This window comes from Flavobacteriales bacterium, from assembly GCA_013214975.1.
GTDB lineage: Bacteria > Bacteroidota > Bacteroidia > DT-38 > DT-38 > DT-38.
Window position 1 is genome coordinate 1 of record JABSPR010000382.1, and the last position, 1,551, is coordinate 1,551.

The 1,551-nt window shown below is 39.5% G+C and carries 2 protein-coding genes; both read left to right on the forward strand.

The features are described 5' to 3' along the window. On the forward strand, positions 1–972 hold a 972-nt coding region (locus HRT72_12115), incomplete at its 5' end, for an aspartate--tRNA ligase (GenBank protein ID NQY68448.1). Between the two features lie 6 nt (positions 973–978). After that, a partial coding sequence (locus HRT72_12120) for an ATP-binding protein (GenBank protein ID NQY68449.1) occupies positions 979–1,551 on the forward strand: 573 nt, incomplete at its 3' end.

Here is a 1,551-nt window from a genome sequence, read left to right on the forward strand (position 1 = left end):
AAAAAAGAAAAAAATATTGACCTAGATAAATTTCCTTTGATGCCCTTTGCTGATGCGATGGAACGTTATGGAAATGACAAACCGGATACTCGTTTTGGAATGGAATTACATACCATGAATGACGTTGTTAAAGGAGTCGGGTTCAAAGTGTTTGATGATGCAGAATTGGTTGTCGGGATTAACGCAACAGGTTGTGCAGGATACACACGTAAGCAAACGGATCAATTAATTGATTGGGTAAAACGTCCTCAGATCGGAGCAACCGGAATGATTTACTTGAAAGTAAATGAAGATGGAACGTTAAAATCATCCGTAGATAAATTCTATTCAGAAGATGAATTAAAAAAATGGGTTGCCCTATTTGATGCCAAACCAGGAGACTTGATTTTGGTACTAGCAGGCAAAGAAACTGGTACTCGGAAAGCAATGAGCGAACTTCGTTTGGAGATGGGCGCAAAATTGGAACTAAGACCAAAAGATAAATTTTCATGTCTATGGGTGGTTGACTTTCCAATATTCGAATACGATGAGGAAGAGGATAAATATCATGCGATGCATCATCCTTTTACTGCACCTCTAGCCGAGGATAAAGAATTACTTTCAAGTGATCCAAAGAAGGCGAGAGCTAATGCATACGACATGGTGATCAATGGTGTTGAAGTAGGAGGAGGGTCTATCCGGATAAATAATAGAGCACAACAAGAATTGATGCTTGATCTTTTGGGATTTTCGCCAGAAGATGCTAAAGAACAGTTTGGATTTTTGATGGATGCTTTTGAATACGGAGCTCCACCTCATGGAGGAATCGCTTTTGGATTTGATAGATTATGTGCTTTGTTTGGAGGTTCGGATTCGATACGAGATTATATTGCATTCCCTAAGAATAACTCCGGGAGAGATGTAATGATTGATGCACCATCTGCACTTGATACAGAACAGTTGGATGAGTTAAACCTCGCGATAAAAGAATAATAGATTATGACTTTAGAAGAGATTTTCGAAAACATTACGACAAGTGAGATTGATAGATATATTGCTGAGCGTAAAGAGGAAAATCTTACCATGGAGTTTCAGACAGTAAATTATCCAACAGCCATTACAGAAACCAAAAACTTTGATTTAGAAGCTCTTTCGAAAGCATTATCAGGCTTCGCCAACTCACAAGGTGGGATTATTGTTTGGGGAATTTTCGTTAAAATGGACGCTAAGGCTAAGGGTTCTGCAGACCGAAAAAATCCAATTAAAGACTTAAATGGATTCATGGAGTTCTTAGAGGAGTCAACTGAAATGATGGTTAGCCCTAGGATAACCGGAGTGAAACATAAGATTATTGAAGAGTCCAGTAATTTTGGATATGCGGCCACTTATATTCCTGCAAGTACTAAGGCGCCACACATGGCTAATTTTCAGAAGCTGTACTACAAAAGAAGCGGTGCTCGATTTTACAAGTGCGAGCATTATGATGTAACCGACATGATCGGAAGAGCACTTAAGCCCGAACTAGAAATGATTGTGTTTGGTGCTGCTCCGAGCGGTAGTGGAAGCTCTTAC